The following is a 26,910-nucleotide window of genomic DNA, read 5'->3' as shown; positions in this document are numbered from 1 at the left end:
CCGTCATCGAGCCCTCCCAGTCGACGACCGGTTCCTCCGCGCTGACTCAAGGTTGCCGTTATCACGCTGTGTCAGACAGGGACGCAACCCTGACATCGCCCTGACAAATATGTCCTGACAACGAAAGCAGCCGCCGGAATTCGCCGAAGGTGATCGGAATCTGCCGGTGTGTAGGCAATTCAGTGCAGATATCCGGAAACAGCTTTTGTGAATCCGGCGATCCGTCGTAAAGGAGTTTCCTTGCCGTAACCGGTACCGGCGCCGTCGAGGCCGGGCATCAGCTTGTCCGGCGCCGGGATGCCTTCGCCGGCGCAACTGGAGTCCTTGGCCGGCGCCTTCCCGGTGGTGAGGAACGTGTTGACGATCCTGTCCGCGCAACGGTTCACGCCGCCGTACACACCGTGGTCGCCTTCATTCGTGACGGTCAGCAGTCGCGAGCCGGCGTACCTGCTGCGGGCCGAGACGGCGAGGCCGTAGTTGGTCGCCGGATCGTGCACCGACTGCACCATCAGCGTTGTGGGCAAGCCTTTGCCGGTCGGCGTCGGCATGGTCAGGTTCGGGCGGTTCCAGTAGAAGCACGGGTTCTCGGTCATCGTCCAGCCGATCAGCGGGAAGTGCGGACCGAGGCGGGCGGCCAGTTGCGCGCCGGCTTCCGGACCTTGCGGCCAGGCCGTGTCGTTGCACGTGATCGCGTTGAACGTCGCGTCCTCCGAGTCGACCGTGCCGAACGTGCGGAGCCCGACCGGCGCGCGGTTGGCGCGCTGCACGAGCTGCTGCTGGCGAGCCAGCGAGAGGCCGTCGACCTGGCGCTGCGCGGCCTGCGGGCCGCCTTTTGCCTGCGCCGCGGAAAGGTCGCGGATAAATGCCATATCTATCGCGAGTGAATAGAAGTCGAGCTTTGTATACATATCGTTGGAGATCATCATGTCCAACGCGTTCTGGTCGTACGTCACCTGAACTGCCGCGTCCAGGAACTCCTCGACCGCGGGCCGCTCCTTCAGCGCCCGGCGCAGGTGTTCGTAGGTCCGGATGACTGCACCGGGTGACGAACCGAGGTGCAGTTGGTCGTCGTACTTCGCCGCCCACGGCGCGAAGTCCTCACGGAACCGGCGCTCGAACGCCTGCGGCTGGCTGACGAACGTGTCGAACCACGTCCCGGTGAAGTCGGTGTTCGAGTCGAGCACGAAGCGGCCGACGTGATCGGGGAAGTAGGTCTGGTAGTACGCGCCGAGCCAGGTCCCGCCGGAGTACCCGACGTAGTCGATCTTGTCGAAGCCGAGCAGCTGCCGGATCAGGTCCATGTCCTGCACGGTCTGCGCGGTGGTGATGTAGGGGAGCAGGCCGCGGGACTGTCTGTCGCAGTACTGCTTGACCATGGCCGAGGCATCGGTGATCAGGGCCTGGTTCGCGGGGTCGCGGTCGCGGGCGTCCATCGTGTACCCGGGGCTGCCGTCGCAGCTGACATTGGTGCTGCCGCCGGTGCCGCGCGGGTCGAAGCCGACGGTGAGATGGTCCTTGGCGAGCGGAGCCTGGCTCGCGAGGTACGGCGCCATGCCGAGGCCGGCGCCACCGGGCCCGCCCGGGTTGCCGAACACGACCCGGCTGGGCTTGCCCTTGGCCGGTGCGACCTTGCTGACCGCGATCTGGAGGTCGTTCCCGGCGTACTGGTTGGCCCAGTCGCGCGGGACGGTGATCTTCGCGCAGTACGTCCGGAACTCGGGTTCGCCGCACTGGATCCAGTCGGGTCTCTGCTTGAGGTACTTGTTCGCCACCGGATGCGGCTTGTCGACGACGGTCGCCGTCTGCATCGAGGCGGTCGCCCCGGACCCCGGTACGACGAGAACGGCAGCAGCGGAAATGCCCAGGCCGACGGCCAGGGTCAGGTACTTCATGCAGAACTCCAGCGGATGGCGTTACGTGATCGGACCGTGACAATCTGTCATGCCCGCAGCACGCGGTCGAGCACCACCCCCGGCTCGTCGCCGATCGGGGACCTGCTACGCGTCGCCAGGATCTGTGTGAAGGCGGATCTGCTTGATCCGGACCGACTCGTCGCCGTAGAGATCGAGCTCGCGGTGCGCACCGTCCGGGGCCCAGCCGGCCTCGGTGTAGAAGGCGCGCAGGACGTCGTCGGTCGAGTTGACCCAGACGGTCAACCGGCTGAAGCCGTCGGCGCGGATCGTGTCGACGACGGCGTTCAGGAGCCGGGAGCCGTGGCCGGCGCGTGTCGCGTCCGGCTCGACCGCGAGCTCGGCGATGACCGCGTCGCGCCGCGGGTCGGTATCCGGGTCGTCGGACGGCGTGATGGCCGCGAAGCCGACCAACGTACGGCCGGCCAGCGCGACCATCACCCGGTTCCGTGCCTCACCCGGCGCGAGCAGCGCGGCCCGCCACTGGGCTGCGAACTGCGCCGGGTTCAGGTCCGCGAGGACATCGGCCGGCAGGAGTCCGGCGTACGCCGACCGCCAGGCCGCGACCTGGATCTCGCCGATCTCGTTCGCCTCCGCCGGCAGCGCGAGTCGCACACTCGACTCGGCCACCGGAGTCTCGCCGGACTGTCCGGAGAGCTCGGAGAGGTTGGCGGGTTCCGGTACGCCGAAGTCACTCATGTCTCTCATCCTCGCAAGTCAGTACACGAGCCGCCGCAGCAGGGTCTCGGCCGGCCCGCGGTAGGAACGCTTGCTCATCGCGTAGGCGCCGACAACGGAGACGATCCAGACCCCGATCGCGACCAGCGCCGCGGTGTACGCCGTACTCCCGAACCGGAGGTCCAGCGTGAACGGCGCCAGCAGGACCAGCCACGACACCGACTGGAACAGGTAGCCCGACAGCGACCGCTGACCCAGCGCGGAGATGGCGCGAACCGGCAACGACAGCTTGCTGATCCGGGCGACGAGCAGACCGAACAGTGCGACGTACCCGGGTCCGCCGAACATCCCGCTGACGTGGGACAGGTAGCTGAGCGAACCGACCGCCGACTCGTCGACGTGCAGCCAGCCGGCGCCGACGAACGCGAGCGGCAGACCGCCGAGGACGGTGATGCCGAGACCGATCGAGGCGACACAGGTCAGCAGAGTCTTGTGCGCGGCCGGGTTCTCGAGGATCTGCCTGCGGGCGGCCCAGATACCCAGCCAGACGATGACGATGAAGCCGAGCACGCTCGCGAAGTGCATCGGGTACTCGTGCAGCCGGTCGACCATGCTCCCGAAGTACGACGTTGCGGCCAGCGACGGGTTCGGCTCGTTGGTCAGGGCGTGGGCCGGACCGGAGCTGTTGAGGACGGCGAGCGCGGCCTTGGCCCCGAAGACGAGAACCTCGACCGCCATGAACGCCCAGATGACGAGGACGATCCGGTGGAACTTGTCGCTGCGGTTCAGCAGGAACAGCGTGCAGATGATGCCGACGACGCCGTACGCGCCGAGGAAGTCACCGAAGTACAGCAGTGTCGCGTGCAGCAGACCGAAGGCGACCAGCCAGCCGTTGCGCTTGAGCAGGATCCGCCGTGCTGCGCCGGGAGTCGCGCCCGAGTTCCGCTGCCGGCGGGCCAGCTGGACCAGGCCGTAGCCGAACATCACCGCGAACACCGGGTACGCACGGGCGTCGACGAAGGTGAGCTTGACGAAGTTCAGGATGCGCTCGAAGCCGTGCGGCGCGCTCTCCACGCCGGGCTGGCCGGCGAAGGCGAAGTTCGCGCTGTTGGCCAGGCCGATCAGCAGCAGCATCGCGCCGCGGATCAGGTCGGGAGCCAGCGCACGTTCCTTGCCGGTGACCGGGCCGCGATAATCGACGGCCGGGACGGTGGTTGTGGTGGTCACGGGGTCCTCCGGAAAACTGTGTAAGGGCTGAGCTGTTGCCTCAATCCTCGCGATACCGGCCGGCCGTCCCCAGAGCGCTGAACCCACTCCCGAAGTGGGTCCAGCACCACCTTTGTGACACTTGTTGTTGATTCCGAGAAAAACTGTCACATATGGTGGGGGTATGGACTTCCAGGCGACCATCGACGCCGACGGCCGGATCGAGCCGCGGGACGCGATGCCGGACGGGTATCGCAAGACCCTGATCCGGCAGATCGCGCAGCACGCGCACTCCGAGATCATCGGCATGCAGCCCGAGGGCAACTGGATCAGTCGTGCGCCGTCACTGCGCCGCAAGGCGATCCTGATGGCCAAGGTGCAGGACGAGGCCGGGCACGGTCTCTATCTGTACGCCGCCGCCGAGACGCTCGGGGTGGATCGGGCGGACCTGCTCGACCTGCTGCACAGCGGCCGGCAGAAGTACTCCAGCATCTTCAACTACCCGACGCTGACCTGGGCCGACATCGGTGCGATCGGCTGGCTGGTCGACGGCGCCGCGATCGTCAACCAGGTCCCGCTCTGCCGCTGCTCGTACGGTCCGTACGCGCGGGCGATGGTGCGGGTGTGCAAGGAGGAGTCGTTCCACCAGCGGCAGGGGTTCGAGATCCTCTACACGCTGTGCAACGGGACGCCTGGGCAGAAGGCGATGGCGCAGGACGCTCTCGACCGCTGGTGGTGGCCGTCGCTGATGATGTTCGGCCCGCCGGACACCGCGTCCACGCACTCCGAGCAGTCGATGGCCTGGGGGATCAAGCGACACAGCAACGACGAGCTGCGGCAGCGTTTCGTCGACATGACCGTTCCGCAGGCCGACGTACTCGGGCTTCGGGTTCCTGATGACGGACTGGTGTACGAGGACGGGCACTACCGCTTCACCGAGCCGGACTACACCGAGCTGTACGACGTGGTGAAGGGCAACGGCCCGTGCAACCAGGAGCGGCTGGCGCATCGCGTGAAGGCGCACGAGGACGGCGCCTGGGTGCGCGAGGCCGCGGCTGCCTATGCAGCGAAGAAGGAGGCTCGGGCCGCATGATCGAGCCACTGTGGGAGGTGTTCGTCCGCTCGCGTCGCGGGTTGTCGCACACGCACGTGGGCAGCTTGCACGCGCCCGACGCCACGATGGCGTTGCGGAACGCGCGCGACGTCTACACGCGCCGGCAGGAAGGTGTGTCGATCTGGGTGGTGCGCGCGTCCGACATCACCGCGTCCTCGCCGGACGAGAAGGACGAGTTCTTCGACCCGGCCGGCGACAAGGTCTACCGGCACCCGACCTTCTACGAGGTCCCGGAAGGTGTCGAGCACCTGTGAACGATCTGTGCGTCTACACCCTCCGGCTCGGTGACGATGCGCTGATCTCCGCGCAGCGCACCGCCGAGTGGATCGCGGCCGCACCGCAGCTCGAGGAAGACGTTGCCCTCGGCAACATCGGGCTGGACCAACTGGGGCAGGCGCGATCGCTGCTGCAGTACGCCGGTTCGATGGACGGCCGCACCGAGGACGAGCTGGCGTACTTCCGGGACGAGCGCGAGTTCTTGAACCTCCAGCTGTGTGAGCTGCCCAACGGCGACTTCGCCGTCGCGATGGCGCGGTTGCTGTACTTCGCGACGTACCAGCACCTGTTGTACGACGAGCTGCGGTCGAGCGCGGACGAGACGCTGGCCGGCGTGGCGGGGAAGGCGGTCAAGGAGGTCGCGTACCACGTCGACCACGCGACGCAGTGGGTGCTCCGTCTCGGCGACGGAACCGACGAGAGCCACCGCCGCATGCAGGCCGGCCTGGACGCCCTCTGGCCCTACACCGCAGAACTCTTCGAGTCCGACGCCCTGGTGCAGCGCTTGCCGGTTGCCGTAGACCCGTCGACGCTCCAGGACGCTTGGCTTGATCGAGTGCTGGCCGTCATCGACGAGTCCACGTGCGAGCGACCTTCGTCGTCGTACCAGCACACCGGCGGTCGCGAGGGACGGCACACCGAGCACATGGGGTATCTGCTGGCCGAGCTGCAGCATGTGGCGCGATCCCACCCGGGTGCGACATGGTGACCGACGCCGCAATCCTGGAAGCAGCCGGCGAGGTCGCGGACCCCGAGGTCCCGGTCCTGACGATCGCCGACCTGGGCGTACTGCGCGGCGTCCGCCACGAAGGCGACGAGGTGGTCGTCACGATCACCCCGACGTACTCCGGCTGCCCGGCGATGGACCTCATCCGCCACGAGGTCGAGCTGACCCTCAACCACCTGGGCGTCGACGGCCGGGTCGAGACCGTCCTGTCGCCGGCCTGGACCACCGACTGGATGTCCGAGGCAGGTAAGGCGAAGCTCGTCGACTACGGCATCGCGCCACCTTCTTCAACCGGACCGGTGATGCTGCGGTTGAGCGTTCGCTGCCCGCTGTGCGGTTCGCCGGACACATCGGAGCTCAGCCACTTCGGCTCCACGTCCTGCAAATCGCTCTGGCGCTGCAACAGCTGCCGCGAACCCTTCGATCACTTCAAGGCGATCTGAATGAGGACTGTCGCCCCCCGCCGCCGCGCCACCTTCCACTCGTTGAAGGTCGCCGCGATCGACGCCATCACCGACGACTCGGTCGCGATCACGTTCGCCGTACCGCCCGAACTGGCGGACGAGTACGAGTTCACCGCCGGGCAGCACCTGACGATCCGCCGACACGGCGACGAGATCCGCCGGAGCTACTCGATCTGCTCCCCGGCCGACTCCGGCGTACTGCGGATCGGCGTGAAGCGGCTCCCCGGCGGCGAGTTCTCGGCGTACGCCGCACAGGAACTGAAGGTCGGCGACGAGCTCGAGGTGATGACACCCCTCGGCCGGTTCGGTACGACTCTCGATCCCACCCAGACAAAGCATTACGCCTTCGTCGCCGCGGGCAGCGGGATCACCCCGGTGCTCTCGCTCGTCGCGACGATCCTCGCCGTCGAGTCGACCAGCCGCGTCACGCTGCTCTACGGCAACCGCACCGCGGGCTCGGTGATGTTCGCCGACGAACTGGCCGACCTGAAGGACCGGTACGCCGAGCGCCTGCACCTGGTGCATGTGTTGTCCCGCGAGACGACCGAGGTCGAGCTGTTCAGCGGGCGCATCGACGCGGACCGGCTGAAGCGGATGTTCGCGACGATCCTGCCGCTGGACTCGGTCGACGAGTGGTTCCTCTGCGGGCCGTACGCGATGGTCGTCGGCGCCCAGGAACTTCTCCTAGGCGAAGGCGTGCCGCGTGAGCACGTCCACGCGGAGCTTTTCCACGTTGGCGACGAGGCTCCGAAGGCGCCGGTCGAGGAAACGGCCACGGACGAGGACGCCGCCCAGGTCACGATCATCTTGGACGGCCGCCGTTCGACGTTCTCGCTGGGCGAGCACTCGAAGGCGGTGCTGGACGCGACGCTCGCCGTACGCTCCGACGCTCCCTTCGCCTGCAAGGGCGGCGTCTGCGGCACCTGCCGGGCCAAGGTCCTGGAAGGCTCCGTGAACATGGACACCAACTGGGCCTTGGAGCCGGACGAGATCCGGGCCGGTTACGTCCTCACCTGCCAGTCCCACCCGACGACGCCGACGGTAACTCTCGACTTCGACGCGTGAGACCAGCCGGCGTCAGTCGGTGCCGGACTCCATGGCGGCGCGGTCGAGGAGTTCGTCCTCCTCGGTGGCTTCGCCGCGGGAGGCGATCGCTTCGGCGCCGCCGGTGGGCAGTTCGCCGATGAGGTCGGTGGAGGAGGCGAGCGCGGGGTTCGAGCTGCCGAACATGCCGAGACCGGCGTACTGCTCCAGCTTCGACCGCGAGTCGGCGATGTCCAGGTTCCGCATCGTCAGCTGACCGATCCGGTCGACCGGGCCGAACGCCGAGTCCTCGATCCGCTCCATCGACAGCTTGTCCGGGTGGTAGCTGAGCGCCGGGCCGGTGGTGTCGAGGATCGAGTAGTCCTCACCCCGCCGGAGCCGGAGCGTGACCTGGCCGGTGACCGCCGTACCGACCCAGCGCTGGAGCGACTCGCGCAGCATCAGCGATTGTGGGTCGAGCCAACGACCTTCGTACATCAGCCGGCCAAGCCGGCGGCCCTCGTTGTGGTAGTTCGCGATCGTGTCCTCGTTGTGGATCGCGTTCACCAGCCGCTCGTACGCCGAGTGCAGCAGCGCCATCCCCGGCGCCTCGTAGATGCCCCGGCTCTTCGCCTCGATGACGCGGTTCTCGATCTGGTCGGACATGCCCAGGCCGTGCCGGCCGCCGATCGCGTTCGCCTCCAGCACCAGGTCGACCGCGGAGCCGAACTCCTTGCCGTTGATCGTCACCGGCCGACCCTGCTCGAACCCGATCGTGACGTCCTCGGCCTCGATCACGACCGACGGGTCCCAGTGCTTCACACCCATGATCGGGTCGACGGTCTCGAGCCCGGTGTCGAGGTGCTCGAGCGTCTTCGCCTCGTGGGTGGCGCCCCAGATGTTCGCGTCGGTGGAGTACGCCTTCTCGGTGCTGTCCCGGTACGGCAGGCCGTGGGTGACCAGCCACTCGGACATCTCTTTCCGGCCGCCGAGCTCGTGCACGAACTGCGCGTCCAGCCACGGCTTGTAGATCCGCAGCTGCGGGTTCGCCAGCAGGCCATAGCGGTAGAACCGCTCGATGTCGTTGCCCTTGAACGTCGACCCGTCGCCCCAGATCTGCACGTCGTCGTCGAGCATCGCCCGGACCAGCAACGTGCCGGTGACGGCCCGGCCGATCGGGGTGGTGTTGAAGTACGTCCGGCCGCCCGACCGGATGTGGAACGCACCGCAGGCCAGTGCTGCGAGCCCTTCCTCGACCATCGCCGTACGGCAGTCCACCAGCCGGGTGATCTCCGCGCCGTACGCCGTGGCGCGACCCGGCACCGACTCGATGTCAGGCTCGTCGGCCTGCCCGAGATCGGCGGTGTACGTGCACGGGATCGCACCCTTGTCCCGCATCCACGCAACCGCAACCGACGTGTCGAGACCCCCAGAAAAGGCGATCCCGACCCGCTCACCGACCGGCAAAGAAGTAAGCACCTTGGACACAGGAAAAGTATGCACCCTCCTGCATGATTATGCAAAACGGTCTGGACGGTTGTTGTCAGCGTGGCTGCTGGGGCTGGTGAGGTCTTGCAGGGGAGGATTAGGGGGACTGTGAGGGGAGTGAGGCTCCGGATGATGGGGCGGTCGCATGCTTTGTCGGGGTGGTGCGCTGGACTGGCAGTGGCTCCGCTGATCGGGCTGACGTCGGTGGCGGAGGTGGTGCCGTTCGCGGCGGCCACCGCCGGGTACGCCTTGCTGCCGGATCTGGATCACCCGGGCGCGAGTGCGTCCCGACTGCTCGGTCCGGTGACCCGCTTGGTTTCAGGAGCGGTACGGGCGTTCTCCGGCGTGCTCTACAACCTGACGAAGGGCCCGCGCGACGAGGAGAGCACCGGCAAGCACCGTCACGCGACCCACACGCTCGCCGCGGCGATCCTGCTCGGCTTCCTCGCCGCAAACCTCGGCGACCGTGGCAAATGGGCCGTGCTCGCCATCGCGGTAACAGGCCTCGTCCTGGCGGCCGACGCGCTGGGGGACTGGATCATCCTCGCCGTCCTCGCCGCGGCCGGCTGGTCCGTCGTCGGTACAGCCGATCCACTCACGCCGCTGCCCGGCACGGCGGCTGCTGACGCAGTACAAGCAGGTCTGACCCAGATCGGTAGTTGGATCGGCGTCGCCGTCGCAGTCGGCATGTTCGTCCACTGCCTGGGCGACAGCCTGACCCGCTCCGGCTGCCCGTGGCTCTGGCCGCTCCCGATCCGCGGCGAGACCTGGTACGAGCTGCGTCTCCCGCGCCCGTTCCGCTTCAGCACCGACAGTTGGGTCGAGCGCCTGGTGGTCGCACCGATCCTCCTGGTCGCCGGCGTACTCCTCCTCCCCGGCGCCCTCTCCGCCCTCCACAACCTCTTCGCCGCGACCCAGATCTGGATAGCCGGTCAGTCGTGAACGTCCCGACACGCCGGGTGAAGGAAAAGCATTGGAAGTCACAATAGATAGACGGAATGCAGCCGTTCGATCACGTAGAGTATTTGCAGAAGTTTTTCCGGACTTTTTTTGAAGAAGCTGTAACGACTCCTGGGCCGGGCCCGATAGGACGAGTGAGCCTGGTGGCTGCCCGGACCCCCGAGCGGACAGCCACCAGGCCTACCCATTTCTCCGGGGCTTGGGAGCGGTAATCTGAGGGCCATGTCCTCGCCAGAATCCACGCCCTCGTCGGGCCCGTCCGCGGCCGGCTCAGCGGCGCTGCCGTTCGGCCGTCTGACGACCGCGATGATCACGCCGTTCCGGCCCGACGGGTCCCTCGATCTCGACGCCGCCCAGAAGGTCGCCAAGCACCTCGTGGACGGCGGCAACGACGCCCTGGTGCTGAACGGGACGACCGGCGAGGCGCCGACGACCTCCGACCAGGAGAAGGTCCAGCTGATCGAGGCCGTCCGCGAGGCCCTCGGCGGCCGCGCGAAGATCGTCGCCGGGGTCGGCACCAACGACACCGCGCACACGATCGAGTGCGCCCAGCAGGCCGAGGCCGCCGGCGCCGACGGTCTGCTCGTCGTCACGCCGTACTACAACAAGCCTCCCCAGGACGGGCTGCGCGCGCACTTCACCGCGGTCGCCGACGCCACCGGCCTGCCGAACATGCTGTACGACATCCCTGCCCGGGCCGGGGTGGAGATCAGGACCGAGACGCTGATCGCGCTCGCCGAGCACCCGCGGATCGTCGCGGTGAAGGACGCCAAGGGCGACCTCGCCGGGACCACCAAGGTGCTGGCGAACACCGATCTGTTCTACTACTGCGGTGCCGACGAGCTGAACCTCGCTTCGCTGGCGATCGGCGCCGTCGGTATCGCGAGCGTGGTCGCCCACGTCGCGAGCCCGGAGTACCGGCAGCTGATCGACGCCGTGGTGGCCGGCGACCTCGCCACCGCACAGGAGATTGATCGACGGCTGGTGCCCGCCGTCGAGACGATCATGACCAAGACCCAGGGCGCCATCATGGTGAAGGCCGCGCTCAAGCTGGCCGGCGTCATCGAGCACGCGACACTCCGGTTGCCGCTGGTTGAGGCGACCGCCGAGCAAGTGGACTGGCTCACCACCGACCTCAAGACGGCAGGACTGATTGCATGAGCCATCCCCATCCAGATCTCGACGCGCCCGGACCGCTGACTCCGGGCGCTTTGCGGGTGATCCCGCTCGGCGGCCTCGGCGAGGTCGGCCGGAACATGACCGTGTTCGAGTACGACGGCAAGCTGCTGATCGTCGACTGCGGAGTACTCTTCCCGGACGAGAACCAGCCCGGCGTGGACCTGATCCTGCCGGACTTCGAGCCGATCCGGGACCGGCTGAACGACGTCGTCGCGGTCGTCCTGACCCACGGCCACGAGGACCACATCGGCGGGTTGCCCTACCTGCTGCGTGAGCGGGGCGACATCCCGGTGGTGGGATCGCAGCTCACGCTCGCGCTGCTCGAGGGCAAGCTGAAGGAGCACCGGCACCGCAACGTGCCGCAGCAGATCGTGGCCGAGGGGGAGACCCTGCAGATCGGCCCGTTCATCTGTGAGTTCGTCGCGGTCAACCACTCGATCCCGGACGCGCTCGCGGTCGCGATCAAGACCCCGGCCGGCGTCGTGCTGCACACCGGCGACTTCAAGATGGACCAGTTGCCGCTGGACAACCGGATCACCGACCTGCGTGCGTTCGCGCGGCTCGGCGAGGAGGGTGTCGACCTGTTCATGGTCGACTCCACGAACTCCGAGGTGCCCGGCTTCACCACCCACGAGCGCGACATCGCGCCGGTGCTGGACCGGGTCTTCACCAACGCGAAGAACCAGCGCATCATCGTCGCCTGCTTCGCCTCGCACGTGCACCGTGTGCAGCAGGTCATGGACGCGGCTGTGAAGCACAACCGCAAGGTCGCGTACGTCGGCCGCTCGATGGTCCGCAACATGGGCGTGGCCCGCGATCTGGGCTTCCTGAACGTCCCCGGCGACACGTTGATCGACATGCGCGAGCTGGACGACTACCCGCCGGAGCGGGTCGTGCTGGTGTCCACCGGTTCGCAGGGCGAGCCGATGTCGGCGCTGTCCCGGATCGCGGCCAACGACCACAACGTCGTACAGCTGCAGCCGGGCGACACCGTCGTACTGGCGTCGTCGCTGATCCCCGGCAACGAGAACTCGGTGTACCGGGTGATCAACGGCCTGATCCGGCACGGTGCGAACGTGATCCACAAGGGCAACGCGCTCGTGCACGTGTCCGGTCACGCCAGCGCCGGCGAGCTGCTGTACTGCTACAACATCGTGAAGCCGCGCAACGTGATGCCCGTGCACGGCGAGGTCCGGCACCTGCACGCGAACGCCGACCTCGCGATCCAGACCGGCGTACCGCGGGAGAACGTGGTCGTCGTCGAGGACGGCGTGGTGGTCGACCTGATCGACCGCAAGGCTGTCGTGGCGGGCAAGGTCGACTGCGGGTACGTGTTCGTCGACGGCTCGACCGTCGGCGACATCACCGAGACCTCGCTCAAGGACCGCCGGATCCTCGGTGACGAAGGGTTCATCTCGGTCATCGCGGTGATGGACTCGGTGACCGGCAAGCTGACCGCCGGGCCGGAGATCCAGGCGCGCGGGTTCGCCGAGGACGACACTGTCTTCGACGACCTGAAGCCGAAGATCGAGGCCGAGATCGAGAAGGCGATCGGCAGCGGTGTCGACGACATGTACCAGCTGCAGCAGGTGATCCGCCGGGTGGTCGGCAAGTGGGTCAGTGACACCCACCGCCGCCGTCCGATGATCATCCCGGTCGTGGTGGAGAGCTGATCACTCGGTGTAGCCTCGGCGCGAGCTAAGGAAAGGGTGGGCCGGCGATGAGCGTCAGCGGGGTGAACGGGACGGGTCAGCGCCGGCCCACGATGAAGGAGGTCGCCGCCCGGGCGGGGGTCGCACTGAAGACCGTCTCCCGGGTGGTGAACGAAGAGCCGAATGTCAGCCCCGAGCTGACGGCCAAGGTCCAGGCCGCGATCAAGGACCTGAACTACACGCCGAACGAGTCGGCCCGGATGCTGCGCCGCGGCAAGACCGGGACGATCGCCGTGGTCATCCGCGACATCGGCGACCCGTTCTTCGCCTCGCTCGGCCGCGCCGTCGAGCTGTGGGCGCGTTCGTCCGGCTCGGTCGTGATGATCGGGCTGACCGACGAGGACCCGGAGCGGGAGAAGGACGTCTGCCTCGAGTTCGTCGCCCGCCGGCCGGACGCGCTGATCATGGCGCCGATCGGCGAGACGCAGGAGTACCTCGCGCCGCATGTCGACGCCGGGATGGCGGTCGTCACGATCGACCGTCCCGCGCACGGCATCGAGGCCGACGCCGTACTCGCCGACAACGCGGGCGGGATCGACCAGGCGATCGACCACCTGGTCCGGCAGGGTCACCGCCGGATCGCGTACCTCGGCGACGACGAGCGGATCTTCACCGCCCGGGAGCGTGTCGTCGCCTATCGCGCGGCGATGGCCCGGCATCGCATCGAGGTCGACGAGGACCTGGTCCACCTGTCCGAGCCGACGACCGAGGGCATCGGCATCACGCTGTCCGCCGTACTCGATCGGGCCGAGCCGGCCACTGCGTTGCTGTCGGCAAACAACATGACGACGGCAGAGGTACTGCGGGGTCTGGCCGGCCGTCGCGATCAGGTGGCGCTGGTGTCGTTCGACGACCTCGCGCTGGGGGATCTGCTCAGCCCGGGCCTGACCGCGGTCGCCCAGTCGGCCGACGTGATGGCGCGGACCGCGATCCAGCTGATGACCGAACGCCTCCCGGAGCCGCACCGGCCCGGACGCACGGTCCGGGTCCCGGTGAAGCTGACGATCCGGGGATCAGGCGAGATTCCCCCGCGTTGACCTGAGCTCGGCCGCCAGCGGGCAGTCGAACGGGTCGCGGGCGCGGAGGCCGACGTTGTTCAGGTAGTCGACGACGATCCGGTACGACGCGAACAGGCCAACTTCGGAGTACGCGATGCCTTGGAGTTCGCAGTACTCGCGGACGATCGGCTGGACCCGCCGGAGCGTCGGTCGCGGCATGCTCGGGAACAGGTGGTGCTCGATCTGGTAGTTGAGCCCGCCCATCGCGAAGTCGGTGAGGATGCCGCCGCGGATGTTGCGCGACATCAGCACCTGGCGGCGGAGGAAGTCGAGCTTGGATCCGGCCGGGACGATCGGCATGCCCTTGTGGTTCGGGGCGAACGCGGCGCCGAGCAGTACTCCGAAGACCGCGAGCTGGATCCCGAGGAACGCGGTGGCCTTCCCGGGCGGCAGCAGCAGGTAGAGCGCGGCGACGTACGCCGTGATCCGGGATGCGATCACGATCGCGTCGATGCGATCCGCGCGGCTCGCGTCCTTGCGGAGCAGGTGCCGCAGGCTCGAGGCGTGCAGGCCGACGCCTTCGAGGGTGAGGAGCGGGAAGAAGAACCAGCCCTGCCGGGCGGCGAGCCAGCGGCCGATCGGTCCGCGCTCGACGACGGCCTCGGGAGTGAAGGCGAGGACCTTGAGCTGGACGTCGGGATCACGGTCGGTCTGGTTCGGCGCGGCGTGATGCTTGTTGTGCTTGCTGCGCCACCAGCTCGCACTCATGCCGAGGATGCAGCCGGCCAGGATGCGTGCGGTCCAGTCGTTGCGCGCGTTCGAGTGGAAGATCTGCCGATGCGCACTGTCGTGGCTGAGGAAGGCGACCTGCACCAGGACGAGCGCCAGCGCGCCCGCGAGCCAGAGTTGGTGCCAGGTGTTGCCGAGCAAGATCATGCCGGCGACGACGCCGAGCAGGGCGCCACCGACGATGCCGATGCGGGTGAAGTAGTAGCCCTGCCGACGGCGGAACAGACCCAGTTCACGCACGGTCCGCAGGAGGTCCGTGTACATGCTGACGTACTGCTGTTGCGCGCTCACGCTGGCCAGGGTGAGGTCGTGGCGTGACGCCGGGCGTGCGGCCAGATGGCCCGGCGAGGTCGGCTTGGCAAAGTGCTACCCCCGGTAGGTCGCTACGAGCGGGCATTCGAACGGGTCGCGGGCCCGGAGGCCGACGTTGTTCAGGTAATCGACGACGATCCGGTACGACGACAGCAGGCTGACCTCGGTGTACTTCACTCCGTGCAGCTCGCAGTACTCGCGCACGATCGGCTGGACCCGCCGGAGCGTCGGGCTGGGCATGTTCGGGAACAGGTGATGCTCGATCTGGTAGTTGAGACTACCCATCGCGAAGTCGGTGAACACACCGCCGCGGATGTTGCGCGACATCAGCACCTGGCGGCGCAGGAAGTCGAGCTTCATCGTGGCGGGGACGAGCGGCATGCCCTTGTGGTTCGGCGCGAACGAACCGCCCAGGCAGATGCCGAAGATCGCGAGCTGCAGGCCGAGGAATGCTCCCGCCTTGCCGATCGGCAGCAGCAGGAACAGCACGGTCAGGTACGCGGCCAGGCGGCTGACCACGATCGCGGCCTCGATCCGCTCGACCTTGGTCGCCGAGCGGCGGAGCAGGTGCTGGACGCTCGCGACGTACAGGCTGAGGCCCTCGAGGGTGAGCAGCGGGAAGAACAGCCAGCCCTGGCGACGGGTCAGCCAGGCCTGGAAGCCGGTACGCCGGCCGGCGTGCTCCGGGGTGAACGCGATCACGCCGATGTCGATGTCCGGGTCCTTCTGCAGCTGGTTCGGCGCCTGGTGGTGCCGGCTGTGCTTCGACCGCCACCAGCTCGCGCTCATGCCGACCAGTCCGCCGGCCAGCAGCCGTGCGGTCCAGTCGTTCCAGTGGGCCGAGTCGAAGATCTGGCGGTGCGCGCTGTCGTGGCTCAGGAACGCGACCTGGGTGAGCACGAGCGCCAGTGCACCGGCCATCAGCAGCTGCAGCCAGGAGTTGCCGAGCAGACCGAAACCGACCCAGACCCCGATGAACGCGGCCACGACGAGGCCGATCCGGGTGAAGTAGTAGCCGCGACGTCGTTTGAGCAGACCCAGCTCACGGACCGTGCGGAGCAGGTCGGTGTAGAGGTTCGTATGTCGGTGTTGAGCCCGTAACGGATCGTGGTCTTCGGCAAGCAGCTGTGACATGAGAGACGCCTCGGTTCCTGTAGTGCATCGGTCGATGCGCTACCAGGTCCAGGGCAGCGTCACGAGAAGGGTGCTGAGGTCCCAACGGAACCACGTCGAGTAGCCGCGCACAAGTTGGCGTCAGGCTCCCCGGGCGATTTGAGACCCAGTTCGCCCGGCTTTCACCTGACCGTCATCAGCGGGGCGCACCTTCGGGTCATGAAACTGAGTCGCCGCCAGCTCTTGGCCGCATCCACGGCTGCCGGAGCCACCCTCGCCGTACCAGGTATGGCCTCTGCTGCTCCGAATCTCGTCCGCCGCGACCGGCCCACCCTGCCGTCGGGGATCGCCAGTGCCGACGTGACTCCGTCCTCGGCCGTCGTCTGGTCGAAGACCGACCGGCCGGGCCGTCTGGTCGCACAGCTGACGAGTCACGGCCGGTTCGACCGGGCGATCCACCTGCGCGGCCCGAAGACCTCGGCCGACGACGACTTCACCGCGCGGCTGCCGCTGCGCGGGCTGCGGCCGGGGCAGCGGTACGACTACCGCCTCGGCTTCGAGGACGCGAACGGCCGGATCGGCCAGACGCTCGACGGCTCGTTCACCACGCCGGGCCGCAACCGGGCCGTTTCGTTCGTGTTCACCGGCGACACCGCGGGCCAGGGGTACGGCATCAACCCGGAGCTCGGCGGGATGATCGCGTACAAGGCGATGCACGAGACGCGGCCGGACTTCTTCCTGCACTCCGGCGACAACATCTACGCCGACGGCCCGCTCGCGGCCGAGCTGAAGGTTGCCGACGGCACCGTCTGGAAGAACATCGTGACCGAGGAGGTCTCGAAGGTCGCCGAGACCCTGGCCGAGTACCGCGGCCGGTACAAGTACAACCTGATGGACGCCAACGTCCGGTCGCTGTACGCCGATGTACCGCTGGTCGCGCAGTGGGACGACCACGAGACGCTGAACAACTGGTACCCGGGCGAGATCCTCACCGACGACCGGTACACCGAGAAGCGCGTCAACGTCCTCGCCGCGCGGGCGAAGAAGGCGTTCCTCGAGTACCTGCCGATGGAGCACGTGTCCGGGCGTGACCGGATCTACCGCAAGGTCAGCTACGGTCCGCTGCTCGACGTGTTCTGCCTGGACATGCGCACGTACCGCGGTGCGAACCCGGTGCCGTCGACCGTCGGGCCGGTAGCGATGCTCGGCGCCGAGCAGGCCGCCTGGCTGGTCCGCGAGGTCGCGGCGTCGCGGGCGACGTGGAAGGTGATCGCCAGCGACATGCCGCTCGGCCTGCTGGTGCCGGACGGTGACCTGATCGAGGCGGTCGCGAACGGTCTGCCGGGTGCGCCCGGTGGCCGCGAGCACGAGATCGCCTGGGTGCTGAGCCAGTTCAAGAAGCGCAAGGTGCGGAACGCGGTCTGGCTGACCGCCGACGTGCACTACGCCGCGGCGCACCACTACGACCCGTCCCGCGCGGCGTTCGCGGACTTCGACCCGTTCTGGGAGATCGTGGCCGGCCCGATCAACGCCGGTACGTTCGGGCCGAACGCGCTGGACAGCACGTTCGGGCCGGAGGTCGTGTTCTCGAAGGCGGCCGACTTCCCGAGCCAGTCGCCGGCGGGTGGCAACCAGTTCTTCGGGCACACCGAGATCGACCCGCGGACCGGCGTGTTCACGGTCTCGCTGCGCAATCTGTTCGGCGACGTGCTCTGGACCAAGGACCTCACCCCGGCCCACCACTGAGTGGGCCCCCGTCGTACTCACCCGGCTCCGGCGCCTGTGCGGGATGCCGCCCACCGGAGCGGGTGAGTACGACGTCTGTCAGGCGGGGGTTCGGTTAGGTTTGGCGTCATGACCGCTTATCCCGAGAGCCGCCGCGACGATGTGGTCGAGACCCTGCACGGTCGCGAGATCGCCGATCCGTATCGCTGGCTGGAAGATCCTGACTCGCCGGACACCCAGGACTGGGTCCAGAGGCAGAACGAGTTCACCCAGGCCGAGCTTTCCGGTTACCCCGAGCGGGAGTGGTTCCAGACCACGATGTCCGCGATCCTGGCTCGCCCGCGTGCCGGTGTGCCGTCCAAGAAAGCAGGCTGGTACTTCGTCGGCCGCAACGACGGCACCCAGGCCCAGGACGTCATCTACGTCGCCGAGTCGCTCGAGGAGCTGCTCTCCGGCGGCCGGGTGCTGATCGACCCGAACACGCTGTCCGAGGACGGCACCGACTCGCTTGGCACGTTCACGGTCAGCCCGGACGGCAAGTACTTCGCGTACGGCATCAACGAGAGCGGCAGCGACTGGACGACGTTCCGGCTGCTCGACATCGCCACCGGTAAGCAGGTGGACGACGTGGTCTCGGAGGCCAAGTTCTGCGAGGCAGTCTGGTTGCCGGACAGCTCGGCGTACCTCTATCTGCACTACCCGTCGAGTGGGCGCAGCGAGGGGACCGAGACGAAGTCGCTGACCGGTGGGCGGCTGACGCTGCACAAGGTCGGCACGCCGCAGTCCGAGGACGAGCTGGTGCTGAGCTTCCCCGGTGAGGACCAGATCTTCCTCGCGCCGGAGGTGTCGGAGGACGATCGGTACCTCGTCGTACACATCACCGAGGGGACCGATCCGGCCACCCGCCTCTGGGTCTACCCGATCACGGCGGACGGGCTGGGCGACCCGTCGAAGGTGGTGGACTCGTTCGCCGACGAGATCGCCTTCGTACGGATGTCCGGCGACCAGCTTGTACTGCGGACCGACCGCGACGCCTCTCGTGGCCGCGTGGTCCTCTCGTCGCTGTCCGGTGAGTTCACCGACCTCATCCCCGAGGGCGAGGCGACGCTGCAAGCAGTCCGGGGTACGGCGGACGGACTAGCCACGCTGACGCTCGTCGACGCACAGCCCGTGCTGACGCTTTATGGGTTGGATGGCTCCGGCCAGCGTGTGGTCGACGTACCTGGCGGTGGCGTAGTCGATCTGAACGCCGGACCGGAGTACGACGAGCTGTTCATCGGCCTGTCGACGACAACGGACCCCACGCTGTCGTACGTCGTCTCGACCGGGTCAGGCGCCGTACGCGCGCTGCCGGAGCTGGTCCGCGGATCCGGTGGCTTCACGCCGCCAGAGGTGACGGTGACCCGCCAGATCGCGGCCGGCCGCGACGTGCCGTACTTCCTGATCACACGGTCGGACCTCGACTTCTCTACTCCGCGTCCGACGCTGATGTGGGGGTACGGCGGGTTCCGCATCCCGATCCAGGCCGACTACCGGCCCGGCTGGCCGGCGTGGTTGGCGGCCGGGGGAGTGCTGGTCATCGCGAACCTGCGCGGCGGTGGTGAGTACGGGACCGAGTGGCACGACGCCGGCCGGTTGAAGAACAAGCAGAACGTCTTCGACGACTTCATCGCGGTCGCTGAGCACCTGCGCGACACCGGCGTCACCACTCCGGCGCAGCTGGCCGTGCACGGTCGCAGCAACGGCGGGCTGCTCGTCGGTGCGGTGATGACGCAGCGGCCGGATCTGTTCGCGGTCGCACTGCCTGGTGTCGGGGTGCTGGACATGCTGCGCTTCCACAAGTTCACAGTGGGTGCGGCGTGGGCGTCCGACTTCGGTTTGCCCGACGATCCGGAGCAGTTCGAGGACCTGTTGGCTTACTCGCCATTGCATCGCGTCAGCGACGGCACGTCGTACCCGGCGACGCTGGTGGTCACAGGTGACCATGACGACCGGGTGGTTCCGTTGCACAGTCACAAGTTCATGGCGGCGCTGCAGCATGCCCAGACCGGTCCGCAGCCCGTCTTGACTCGGGTGGAGGTCAACACCGGCCATGGCTTCGGCAAGCCTGCCGCGATGGTCGCGGCGGAGTGGGCGGACCTACTGGCGTTCGCTGCTCACCATGTAGGTCTCGTACCTCCTGAGCAGTAGGAGGGCTGCTGTACTACCAGATGCGCGGCGCTTGGAGGTCGCGGGGATCGTCGGACGGCTGACAGCCGTGCGCGGTCTCCGCGTACTCCGCCCGCGGACCACTGGTGGCCAGCGTGCGTACTGCGTTGACGAGGCGGTCCACGTGCTCGCGCGTCGTCCCGAGGCCGAGGCTGGCGCGAACCGCCGTACCGTGCTCGGGCGAGTCGGCGAGAAGGTGGCCGACCAGCGGGTGCGCGCAGAACTTGCCGTCACGGACGCCGACGCCGTACTCCGCGCTGAGTGCCGCAGAGACGAGTGTCGAGGTCAGGCCGGCGATCGTGAAGCAGACAGTGCCGACGCGGTCCGCGTCCTCGCCGAAGATCGAGTACGTCGTGACGCCGTCGATCTGGGCGAGACCGGTCCGGAGGCGGGCCAGCAGACTGCGCTCGTGCTGCTCGATCGCGTCGCGGTGCTTGCTGATCGCGGCACACGCACTCGCCAGCGCAATGGCTCCGATGACGTTCGGAGAGCCGCCCTCGTGCCGGGCCGGGCCGGTCGCCCAGACCACGGTGTCTTCGGTGACCGCGTGCGTCGCGCCACCGCCGTACAGGTAGGGATCTGCGGCGTCGAGCCAGTCGGAGCGGCCGATCAGCGCGCCGGCGCCGTACGGCGCGTAGAGCTTGTGACCGGACAGCGCGACCCAGTCGACATCGAGGGTGGAGATGTCGACCGGACGGTGCGGGGCCAGCTGCGCGGCGTCGAGGCAGACCCGCGCGCCGTGGGCCTTCGCCACCTTGGCGATCTCCGCGATCGGGAAGATCTCGCCGGTGACGTTCGAGGCGCCGGTGATCACGACGAGCCGCGGGCCTTCGGGAGCTTCGCGGAGTGCGTCGGCAACCTTCTTGACGGCTTCTGTGGAGCTGGACGGCGCGGCGAGGCGAACAGTGCGCTCGGCCGGCCAAGGGAGGAGAGCGGCGTGGTGCTCGGACTCGAACACGATCACGGTCGCGTCCGCCGGCACCGCGCGGGCCAGCAGGTTGAGCGCGTCGGTGGTCTGGCGGGTGAAGATCACCTGGTCGTCGGAGCGCGCGCCGACGAAGGCGTGCACCTCTTCACGAGCCCGCTCGTACCACTGCGTGGTGATGCGGGACGCATACCCGTTGCCACGGTGCACCGACGCGTACGACGGCAGCGCCGCCTCCACGCTGGCCCGGACGGACTCCAGACACGGGGCGCTCGCGCCGTGGTCGAAGTTCGCGTAGTCGGTGACCCGGCCGTCGGCCAGCGGGACCAGGAGGTCGGAACCGACGGTGGCAGGGATGCTGCCGGTGCTTCGGTGCGCCACCGTCAGGCGGGGCGTCGTCGTACTGGCAGGCTCGAGGATGGAGAGAATCGACATGCTGCTGCTCCCAGGAAGTCCGCACTTGCCGAGCGGGGTATCCGCACGGCCTGGTCTTCACCCGGGGCACCCCACCGCGGAGGAGGGTTGCCGGCCAGCGAGCCGGGGCTTGTCGCTGACACTCATGACCTGCCGAGTACGGTAACGAACCGGCCACGGGCACCGCCAGTGGCTATCTCATTTAATGAGATTGACGAACACATCGCGAGACAAACGAGGAAAACGATGACCTGGAGAGCACCCGCCGTCGAGCGACCGGACGGATCGCTGACCGCGCCCGAACGCGAGCTGCTGCAGGGTTATCTGGACTTCTACCGCACCACGCTGCTGTTCAAGTGCGCCGGTCTGACCGCCTCGCAACTCGCGGAACGGCCGTCGCCGCCGTCCAACCTCTCGCTGCTCGGGCTGATCCGGCACCTGACCAAGGTCGAGCGGATCTGGTTCCGGATCCACTTCGCAGAGCCACCGGCCGAGCCGTTGTTCGCGCCCGAGCTCGGCAAGGACGCGGACTTCGAGCTGATCGATGCGGCCGACGCGCAGGCGGCGTACGAGGGTCTGATCGCGGAGTGGAAGCTCTCCGACGAGGCGGCGGCCGATCACTCGCTGGACGACCGCTTCACGTTCGGCGGGACCGAGTCGACGCTGCGGATGATCTACATCCACCTGATCGGGGAGTACGGCCGGCACTGCGGTCACGCCGACCTCTTGCGGGAACAACTCGACGGCACCACGGGCGCGTAAATGCCGTTCACCCTCGCCCACCCCGCGGCGGTCCTCCCGCTGATCCGGCGACCTCTCGTGGCGTCAGCCCTGGTCGCCGGCGCGGTCGCGCCTGACCTGCTGTACGTCGACCCGATCTACCGGTTCGCCACGCAGTACATCAACGGCAACTTCACGCTGACGCTGACACATGAGTTCACCTCGGCGTTGTGGCTCGACCCGCTTCTGGCGCTCCTGCTGCTCGCGGTGTTCAACCTCGTCCTCCAGCGCCCGCTCATCGCCCTCGCCCCGGCGCCGCTCGCCGCCCGCCTGCCTTCATCGGCTACGCCGAGCCTGCTGTGGACGGTGATTTCGGCCGTCATCGGCGCGGTCACTCACGTCGTCTGGGATTCCTTCACGCACGGCGACGGCTACTTCGTCCGCCACTTTCCAGGCGTCTTCCGCGCGACCGTGACGCCGGCCTGGGACGTGAACCGCATCCTGCAGTACGTCAGCACACTCGGCGGCTGCCTCGTCCTGGCGATCTGGCTCTACCGCTGGTACCGCCGTACGCCGCCGTCGGTCACTCCCCGTGACCTGGTCGCGCCCTGGGCGAGGTACGTCGTGCTTGTCGCCGGACTGCTGCTCGCCGTCGCCGGCGCGATCGTCGAAGTCGGCCGGGCAGACGGCGCCCTGAGCGGGGAAACGGCGGTGCGGCTGGCCCTCTCCGGCCTGGTGTCGGGCGCTCTCGCCGCGCTGACCTGCTACGTCGTCGTCTGGCAACTGCTCCGCTTGCGGAGACGCGTGGTCACGCTGTGACGCTACGGATGGGGCAGCGTGATCGGCGTGTGACACATGGGACTCAAGGGGTTATCGGGGTAGCCTGATCAGTATGGCGACCCGCACGTCTTCCCCGGCGCGGGCGCAGAAGTCGGCAGCCAAACGGCCGAGCACGGCTCGTTCGGCTGCTGGTGGACGCTCCCGTCCGTCCGGCGCCCAGAAGCGTGGGCAGAGCACGAAGCGCGGTGGATCATCCGCTGCGCGGACCAGCACGCCCAAAAACAGCGGACCGGGCCCGTTCGCGGCCGCCATGCTCGCCCTGTGTCGCGGGGTGGTGAAGGTCTGGATCGGCATCGCCCATCTGCTCGGCAGCATGGTGCGGGGGATCGGCCACAGCGCCCGCGACCTGGAGCCGGAGCATCGCCGTGACGGCGCCGGCCTGTTCCTGATCGGTCTGGCGGTCGTCGTGGCCGCCGCAATCTGGTGGGACCTCCCGGGCGCTGTCGGCAACGGCGTACGCACGGTTGTCGGCGGCAGCATCGGCATGCTCGGCTGGGCGCTGCCCTTGATGCTGCTGCTCATCGCTATCCGCACCCTGCGTCACCCGGACCACAACGGCCCGGCGGGTCGTCAGGTGATCGGCTGGACGGCGGTCTGCCTCGGCGTACTCGGCCTGATCCACATCGCCAACGGTCTGCCCCGGCCGAGCAACCCGGCCGACGGCCCGTTGCGTGACGCCGGCGGCGCGATCGGGTACGTCATCTCGTCGTTCCTGTCGGACCTGCTCACGCAGTACGTCGCTGCGCCGCTGCTGGTCCTGCTCTCGATCTTCGGCGCGCTGGTCATCACCGGCACGCCGGTGTACGCGATCCCGCTGCGGTTCCGCGCGGCCTTCGACGTACTGATGGGGCGTACGGCGCTGCCGGAGGACGCTCCGTCCGTGGTGGCCGCGCCGACCGACGACACCGTCCGGCTGACGCGCAAGCAGCGCCGGGCGAAGGCGGCAGAGCTCGAGGAGGATGGTGAGCCGACGGTCAAGCCGTACGACTCGCCGGTGCTCGAGGGCCGCGAGATCTCCAAGCGCGGGCGCAAGGCGAAGGCCCCTGCGACGGAGGAGGACGCGTACGACGTCGACGCTTCTGACGTCAGCGCCGAGCCGGCCTTCGAGGCGGCCGCTGTGCCGAGCAAGCCGTCGGCCCCGCCGCCCGAGCCGCCGCCGCACACGCCGCTGCCGCAGCGCGTCGAGCAGCTGAGCCTGTCCGGCGACATCACGTACACGCTGCCGGACGGGCAGATGCTCAAGCCCGGCTCGGTGCACAAGGCCCGGACCAAGGCGTCCGACCAGGTCGTCGACCGGCTGACCGAGGTGTTCGAGCAGTTCGGTATCGACGCCCAGGTGACCGGCTACACCCGCGGTCCGACAGTCACGCGGTACGAGGTCGAGCTCGGTTCGGCGGTGAAGGTCGAGAAGGTCACCGCGCTGTCGAAGAACATCGCCTACGCGGTGGCATCGGCCGACGTACGCATCTTGTCGCCGATCCCGGGCAAGTCCGCGATCGGTATCGAGATCCCGAACGTCGACAAGGAGATCGTCAGCCTCGGCGACGTGATCCGCTCGGCGACCGCCCGCAACGATCACCACCCGATGGTGGCCGGCCTCGGCAAGGACGTCGAAGGCGGCTTCGTCGTCGCGAACATGGCGAAGATGCCGCACCTCCTGGTCGCGGGTGCGACCGGCTCGGGTAAGTCGTCGTTCGTCAACTCGCTGATCACGTCGGTCCTGATGCGCGCGACGCCCGACGAAGTACGGATGATCCTCGTCGACCCGAAGCGGGTCGAGCTGAACAACTACGAGGGCATCCCGCACCTGATCACGCCGATCATCACCAACGCCAAGAAGGCGGCCGAGGCGCTGCAGTGGGTCGTCCGCGAGATGGACATGCGGTACGACGACCTCGCGGCGTTCGGCTTCCGGCACGTCGACGACTTCAACAAGGCCGTCCGCGGCGGCAAGGTGAAGCCGCCACCAGGCTCCGAGCGGGTGCTCACGCCGTACCCGTATCTGCTGGTGATCGTCGACGAGCTCGCTGACCTGATGATGGTCGCGCCGCGAGACGTCGAGGACTCGATCGTCCGGATCACCCAGCTGGCGCGTGCGGCCGGTATCCACCTCGTGCTTGCGACGCAGCGGCCGTCGGTGGATGTCGTCACCGGTCTGATCAAGGCGAACGTGCCGTCGCGGCTGGCGTTCGCGACCTCGTCGCTGGCCGACAGCCGCGTCATCCTTGACCAGCCAGGTGCGGAGAAGCTGGTCGGTCAGGGTGACGGTCTGTTCCTGCCGATGGGCGCGAGCAAGCCGATGCGTATCCAGGGCGCGTGGGTCACCGAGTCCGAGATCCGCGGCGTGGTCGAGCACTGCAAGACGCAACTCGAGCCGACGTACCGCGAGGACGTCACGGTCGCGGCCGGTCCGAGCAAGGACCTCGACGACGAGATCGGCGACGATCTCGACCTGGTGGTGCAGGCCGCCGAGCTGATCGTTTCCACCCAGTTCGGCTCGACGTCGATGTTGCAGCGTAAGCTCCGCGTCGGTTTCGCCAAGGCCGGCCGGCTGATGGACATCCTGGAGAGCCGCGGCGTCGTCGGTCCCAGTGAAGGTTCGAAGGCCAGGGACGTCCTGGTCAAGCCTGACGACCTAGAGGACTTCATCACCACCCTCCGAGGAGAGTGACAGCGTGACCGCCGCGAGCGCACTGCCCAGGCAGGATCGATTCGACGTCGACCCCAAGCCCGTGCCGTTCACCGTCCGCGCCTCCCAGAAGGTGCACGGCGGGCTGGCCGTCGGCGCCGCACTGGTCGCGCTCGGCTTCGCCGCGTCGGCGTCCACGAGTCCGACCGGGATCCTGCGCTGGATCGCCGCGGCGGGCTTCGCCGTACTTGCTGTGGTGTGCGCCCGCGCGCTGACGGTGGGGGAGATGCTCGTTGCCGACGACGTCGGCATCCGGCTGCGGATCGGCAACGAATGGATCGGCACCCGGTGGGAAGACATTGAAGAGGTGACGGTGCTGCAGCGCCGGCATCCGCTCGACGACGGGCGGATCGCCGTACATCTGCAGGATCCTGGGCCGATCCTCGGTGCGATGCCGAGTTCGTCCCGCAAGACAACTGATGCCAACCGTCGACTGACGGGATCCTCACTCGCGATACCGTTCGGGTTGACGGCACGGCCGTCGAACGGGGCAGTGGTGCAGGCGTTGCACATGCTCGCGGATGCCAGATGTCCGGTCAGGGAACAACTCTGACTCGTGCGTGACCCCGTCGTACCAAGGCCGTTGACTTGATGTCTGCGGTCCGGCGAGTGACGTCGGCAGTCCGCACAGGTGATCGGACGAACGAGAGGATGGTGGGGAAGTGAGCATCGGCAGCGATCTCACGGCGGCCCGCGAGCGGGCCGACATGACGATCGAGCAGCTGAGCGCTGCGACCCGGATCAGAACCGGGCTGCTGATCGCCATGGAGGCCGACGATTTCTCCCGCTGCGGCGGGAACTTCTACGCCCGTGGGCACATCCGCTCCATCGCTCGCGTGGTCAAGGCCGACCCCGCTCCGCTGATCGCTGCGTTCGACGCCGAGCACGCGGTCGAGGATGAGAAGGCCCGTCGCGAGGAACGCGCCGCGGCCAAGGGCCCGACGCTCCGCCCGGCCCGCCCGCGCTGGGCGATCGTGGTCGGCGCGATCCTGGTCATCCTGATGGGCTGGGGGATGGTGCGGCTGTTCACGCTGCCGAGCGACATCGAGGCGAACGCGTCGAAGACAGCGGTCACCACGGCGACCGTCACGACGCCGACCCCCAAGGCGCCGGTGACGCCGACCGTCCGGCCCACCAAGAAGCCGACGACCGCCAAGCCGCCGGTGCTGATGACCGCGCTGACGCTGACGGCAAAGAACGACGGCACGTACCTGACGGTCCGCGACAAGAAGAACCGCCGCCTGTTCCAGGGGCGTCTCAGTCCCGGTATCGCGCAGTCGGTGACCAGTTCCGGCGATATCCGCGTGACCGTCGGCAATCCTGGGAACCTCATCGTCACGCTGAACGGCAAGCGCGTCCCGACGAAGCTCTACAAGTTCACCGCCCACCCGAACGGGACTCTCAGCAAGACCGCCGGCAGCTCCTGATCGTGCTGTGAGA

At 68.1% G+C, this 26,910-nt stretch carries 23 protein-coding genes and 1 riboswitch; of the genes, 16 read left to right on the top strand and 7 right to left on the bottom strand.

Translation table 11 applies throughout. The features are described from left to right. Positions 1–179 precede the first annotated feature (179 nt). The 3 genes from ACFWUU_RS00460 to ACFWUU_RS00450 form a co-directional block, all read right to left on the bottom strand. Positions 180–1,892 carry an alpha/beta hydrolase gene (locus ACFWUU_RS00460; protein ID WP_380171453.1) on the bottom strand — a complete coding sequence of 571 codons (1,713 nt, stop codon included), beginning with the start codon at positions 1,890–1,892 and terminating at the stop codon, positions 180–182. 105 nt (positions 1,893–1,997) lie between these two features. Then, positions 1,998–2,609 carry a GNAT family N-acetyltransferase gene (locus tag ACFWUU_RS00455; protein ID WP_137254597.1) on the bottom strand — a complete coding sequence of 204 codons (612 nt, stop codon included), beginning with the start codon at positions 2,607–2,609 and terminating at the stop codon, positions 1,998–2,000. Positions 2,610–2,627: 18 nt separating this feature from the next. Continuing rightward, on the bottom strand, positions 2,628–3,815 hold the full coding sequence (locus tag ACFWUU_RS00450) for a DUF418 domain-containing protein (protein WP_380171451.1): 1,188 nt from the start codon (positions 3,813–3,815) through the stop codon (positions 2,628–2,630). Positions 3,816–3,978: 163 nt separating this feature from the next. Here ACFWUU_RS00450 and paaA point away from each other — a divergent pair, with 163 nt between their 5' ends. Genes paaA through paaE form a run of 5 tightly spaced genes read left to right on the top strand, consistent with a single transcriptional unit; the run spans position 3,979 to position 7,440 of the window. Further along, complete coding sequence (gene paaA, locus ACFWUU_RS00445) at positions 3,979–4,887, top strand: 1,2-phenylacetyl-CoA epoxidase subunit PaaA (protein ID WP_380171449.1); 909 nt, start codon at positions 3,979–3,981, stop codon at positions 4,885–4,887. Beyond that, complete coding sequence (gene paaB / locus ACFWUU_RS00440) at positions 4,884–5,162, top strand: 1,2-phenylacetyl-CoA epoxidase subunit PaaB (protein WP_130379720.1); 279 nt, start codon at positions 4,884–4,886, stop codon at positions 5,160–5,162. Before paaA ends, paaB begins: the two co-directional genes overlap by 4 nt. Further along, entirely contained in the window at positions 5,159–5,893 is a 735-nt protein-coding gene (paaC, locus tag ACFWUU_RS00435; protein ID WP_380171447.1) for a 1,2-phenylacetyl-CoA epoxidase subunit PaaC, read from the top strand. Before paaB ends, paaC begins: the two co-directional genes overlap by 4 nt. Then, positions 5,887–6,354, top strand: a complete 468-nt coding sequence (gene paaD, locus ACFWUU_RS00430) for a 1,2-phenylacetyl-CoA epoxidase subunit PaaD (RefSeq protein WP_380171445.1) — start codon at positions 5,887–5,889, stop codon at positions 6,352–6,354. Before paaC ends, paaD begins: the two co-directional genes overlap by 7 nt. Beyond that, entirely contained in the window at positions 6,355–7,440 is a 1,086-nt protein-coding gene (gene paaE / locus ACFWUU_RS00425; protein ID WP_380171443.1) for a 1,2-phenylacetyl-CoA epoxidase subunit PaaE, read from the top strand. A 12-nt stretch (positions 7,441–7,452) separates the two neighbouring features. Here paaE and argG read toward each other — a convergent pair whose 3' ends face one another. Further along, positions 7,453–8,886: an argininosuccinate synthase gene (argG, locus tag ACFWUU_RS00420; protein ID WP_380171441.1), complete on the bottom strand. Its 1,434-nt coding sequence runs from the start codon at positions 8,884–8,886 to the stop codon at positions 7,453–7,455. A 129-nt stretch (positions 8,887–9,015) separates the two neighbouring features. Here argG and ACFWUU_RS00415 point away from each other — a divergent pair, with 129 nt between their 5' ends. From ACFWUU_RS00415 to ACFWUU_RS00400, 4 genes are all read left to right on the top strand, one after another. Further along, a complete protein-coding gene (locus ACFWUU_RS00415) occupies positions 9,016–9,828 on the top strand; it encodes a metal-dependent hydrolase (RefSeq protein ID WP_380174243.1) in 813 nt (270 codons plus the stop codon). Positions 9,829–10,068: 240 nt separating this feature from the next. Continuing rightward, positions 10,069–11,007, top strand: a complete 939-nt coding sequence (gene dapA / locus ACFWUU_RS00410; RefSeq protein ID WP_380171439.1) for a 4-hydroxy-tetrahydrodipicolinate synthase — start codon at positions 10,069–10,071, stop codon at positions 11,005–11,007. Beyond that, positions 11,004–12,698 (top strand): ribonuclease J, encoded by a 1,695-nt coding sequence (locus ACFWUU_RS00405; RefSeq protein ID WP_137254605.1) that lies wholly within the window; start codon positions 11,004–11,006, stop codon positions 12,696–12,698. Before dapA ends, ACFWUU_RS00405 begins: the two co-directional genes overlap by 4 nt. Positions 12,699–12,745: 47 nt before the next feature. Beyond that, complete coding sequence (locus ACFWUU_RS00400) at positions 12,746–13,774, top strand: LacI family DNA-binding transcriptional regulator (protein ID WP_137254606.1); 1,029 nt, start codon at positions 12,746–12,748, stop codon at positions 13,772–13,774. Here the strand turns inward: ACFWUU_RS00400 and ACFWUU_RS00395 are convergent. Together ACFWUU_RS00395 and ACFWUU_RS00390 are read right to left on the bottom strand one after the other, a co-directional pair. Next, positions 13,751–14,815: a fatty acid desaturase family protein gene (locus ACFWUU_RS00395; RefSeq protein WP_380171437.1), complete on the bottom strand. Its 1,065-nt coding sequence runs from the start codon at positions 14,813–14,815 to the stop codon at positions 13,751–13,753. The genes ACFWUU_RS00400 and ACFWUU_RS00395 overlap by 24 nt on opposite strands. 75 nt (positions 14,816–14,890) lie before the next feature. Further along, positions 14,891–15,970, bottom strand: coding sequence for a fatty acid desaturase family protein (locus ACFWUU_RS00390; protein ID WP_380171435.1), 1,080 nt, complete (start codon positions 15,968–15,970; stop codon positions 14,891–14,893). Positions 15,971–16,168: 198 nt separating this feature from the next. On the opposite strand from ACFWUU_RS00390, the gene ACFWUU_RS00385 reads away from it, so the two are divergent. Together ACFWUU_RS00385 and ACFWUU_RS00380 are read left to right on the top strand one after the other, a co-directional pair. Further along, positions 16,169–17,695: an alkaline phosphatase D family protein gene (locus tag ACFWUU_RS00385; protein WP_380171433.1), complete on the top strand. Its 1,527-nt coding sequence runs from the start codon at positions 16,169–16,171 to the stop codon at positions 17,693–17,695. 108 nt (positions 17,696–17,803) lie between these two features. After that, on the top strand, positions 17,804–19,864 hold the full coding sequence (locus tag ACFWUU_RS00380; protein WP_380171430.1) for a prolyl oligopeptidase family protein: 2,061 nt from the start codon (positions 17,804–17,806) through the stop codon (positions 19,862–19,864). A gap of 13 nt (positions 19,865–19,877) precedes the next feature. Here ACFWUU_RS00380 and ACFWUU_RS00375 read toward each other — a convergent pair whose 3' ends face one another. Further along, positions 19,878–21,242, bottom strand: a complete 1,365-nt coding sequence (locus tag ACFWUU_RS00375) for an aminotransferase class V-fold PLP-dependent enzyme (protein WP_137254610.1) — start codon at positions 21,240–21,242, stop codon at positions 19,878–19,880. Positions 21,243–21,258: 16 nt separating this feature from the next. Continuing rightward, positions 21,259–21,372: riboswitch (SAM riboswitch) on the bottom strand. A 95-nt stretch (positions 21,373–21,467) separates the two neighbouring features. Between ACFWUU_RS00375 and ACFWUU_RS00370 the strand changes: the two genes are divergently transcribed. The 5 genes from ACFWUU_RS00370 (at position 21,468) to ACFWUU_RS00350 (ending at position 26,897) form a co-directional block, all read left to right on the top strand. After that, a complete protein-coding gene (locus ACFWUU_RS00370) occupies positions 21,468–21,983 on the top strand; it encodes a DinB family protein (protein ID WP_380171427.1) in 516 nt (171 codons plus the stop codon). Then, the gene (locus tag ACFWUU_RS00365; protein ID WP_380171425.1) at positions 21,984–22,760 is read left to right on the top strand and encodes a DUF4184 family protein; all 777 of its coding nucleotides are present in this window, start codon (positions 21,984–21,986) and stop codon (positions 22,758–22,760) included. Between the two features lie 73 nt (positions 22,761–22,833). Then, positions 22,834–25,452, top strand: coding sequence for a DNA translocase FtsK 4TM domain-containing protein (locus tag ACFWUU_RS00360; RefSeq protein WP_380171423.1), 2,619 nt, complete (start codon positions 22,834–22,836; stop codon positions 25,450–25,452). Positions 25,453–25,456: 4 nt separating this feature from the next. Further along, a complete protein-coding gene (locus tag ACFWUU_RS00355; protein ID WP_137254613.1) occupies positions 25,457–26,023 on the top strand; it encodes a hypothetical protein in 567 nt (188 codons plus the stop codon). Positions 26,024–26,132: 109 nt separating this feature from the next. Next, positions 26,133–26,897: a helix-turn-helix domain-containing protein gene (locus ACFWUU_RS00350; protein ID WP_380171421.1), complete on the top strand. Its 765-nt coding sequence runs from the start codon at positions 26,133–26,135 to the stop codon at positions 26,895–26,897. The last annotated feature ends 13 nt before the right edge of the window (positions 26,898–26,910 follow it).

The organism is Kribbella sp. NPDC058693 (genome assembly GCF_042715335.1).
GTDB lineage: Bacteria > Actinomycetota > Actinomycetes > Propionibacteriales > Kribbellaceae > Kribbella > Kribbella jiaozuonensis.
Note: the sequence above shows the minus strand (reverse complement) of the source record. Positions and strands in the feature narration are given on the sequence as shown.

Excerpts from the sequence above, each read along its gene's own strand:
- paaB (WP_130379720.1), top strand. The coding sequence starts at position 4,884 with ATGATCGAGCCACTGTGGGAGGTGTTCGTCCGCTCGCGTCGCGGGTTG.
- ACFWUU_RS00360 (WP_380171423.1), top strand. The coding sequence starts at position 22,834 with ATGGCGACCCGCACGTCTTCCCCGGCGCGGGCGCAGAAGTCGGCAGCC.
- ACFWUU_RS00415 (WP_380174243.1), top strand. The coding sequence starts at position 9,016 with ATGATGGGGCGGTCGCATGCTTTGTCGGGGTGGTGCGCTGGACTGGCA.
- paaD (WP_380171445.1), top strand. The coding sequence starts at position 5,887 with ATGGTGACCGACGCCGCAATCCTGGAAGCAGCCGGCGAGGTCGCGGAC.
- ACFWUU_RS00370 (WP_380171427.1), top strand. The coding sequence starts at position 21,468 with ATGACCTGGAGAGCACCCGCCGTCGAGCGACCGGACGGATCGCTGACC.
- ACFWUU_RS00375 (WP_137254610.1), bottom strand. The coding sequence starts at position 21,242 with ATGTCGATTCTCTCCATCCTCGAGCCTGCCAGTACGACGACGCCCCGC.
- ACFWUU_RS00365 (WP_380171425.1), top strand. The coding sequence starts at position 21,984 with ATGCCGTTCACCCTCGCCCACCCCGCGGCGGTCCTCCCGCTGATCCGG.
- ACFWUU_RS00405 (WP_137254605.1), top strand. The coding sequence starts at position 11,004 with ATGAGCCATCCCCATCCAGATCTCGACGCGCCCGGACCGCTGACTCCG.
- dapA (WP_380171439.1), top strand. The coding sequence starts at position 10,069 with ATGTCCTCGCCAGAATCCACGCCCTCGTCGGGCCCGTCCGCGGCCGGC.
- ACFWUU_RS00455 (WP_137254597.1), bottom strand. The coding sequence starts at position 2,609 with ATGAGTGACTTCGGCGTACCGGAACCCGCCAACCTCTCCGAGCTCTCC.
- ACFWUU_RS00400 (WP_137254606.1), top strand. The coding sequence starts at position 12,746 with ATGAGCGTCAGCGGGGTGAACGGGACGGGTCAGCGCCGGCCCACGATG.
- ACFWUU_RS00460 (WP_380171453.1), bottom strand. The coding sequence starts at position 1,892 with ATGAAGTACCTGACCCTGGCCGTCGGCCTGGGCATTTCCGCTGCTGCC.
- ACFWUU_RS00390 (WP_380171435.1), bottom strand. The coding sequence starts at position 15,970 with ATGTCACAGCTGCTTGCCGAAGACCACGATCCGTTACGGGCTCAACAC.
- ACFWUU_RS00385 (WP_380171433.1), top strand. The coding sequence starts at position 16,169 with ATGAAACTGAGTCGCCGCCAGCTCTTGGCCGCATCCACGGCTGCCGGA.
- ACFWUU_RS00380 (WP_380171430.1), top strand. The coding sequence starts at position 17,804 with ATGACCGCTTATCCCGAGAGCCGCCGCGACGATGTGGTCGAGACCCTG.
- paaE (WP_380171443.1), top strand. The coding sequence starts at position 6,355 with ATGAGGACTGTCGCCCCCCGCCGCCGCGCCACCTTCCACTCGTTGAAG.
- paaA (WP_380171449.1), top strand. The coding sequence starts at position 3,979 with ATGGACTTCCAGGCGACCATCGACGCCGACGGCCGGATCGAGCCGCGG.